Below are 296 nucleotides of genomic sequence, written 5' to 3'. Positions count from 1 at the left end.
AGCTGACCAACGCCGCCGGCTTCTCCAACCTCATCATCGCCACCAAGAACGGCCATCCGGTGCGGCTGGGCGAGGTGACGCGGGTCGTCGATTCCGTGCAGACCACGACCACCGCGAGCTGGTACGACGGCACGCGCGCGATCATCATGGCCGTGCAGCGCCAACCCGACGCCAACACTGTCGATGTCGTCGACAAGGTCAAGGCGATGCTGCCGTCCTTCCAGGACCAGATGCCGGCGGCGGCCTCGATCAAGCTGCTCAACGACCGCTCGACCTCGATCCGCCAAGCCGTCGAC

Annotated in this window: 1 protein-coding gene; it reads left to right on the top strand. The window is 66.2% G+C overall.

Annotation, left to right across the window (positions count from 1 at the left end):
* A partial coding sequence (locus tag EN874_RS33135; RefSeq protein WP_135884746.1) for an efflux RND transporter permease subunit occupies positions 1 to 296 on the top strand: 296 nt, incomplete at both ends.

Source organism: Mesorhizobium sp. M1D.F.Ca.ET.231.01.1.1 (genome assembly GCF_003999155.2).
In the GTDB taxonomy this organism is placed as follows: Bacteria; Pseudomonadota; Alphaproteobacteria; order Rhizobiales; family Rhizobiaceae; genus Mesorhizobium.
The sequence above is the reverse complement of the archived record's forward strand: the minus strand, read 5'-3'. Positions and strand labels throughout refer to the sequence as shown.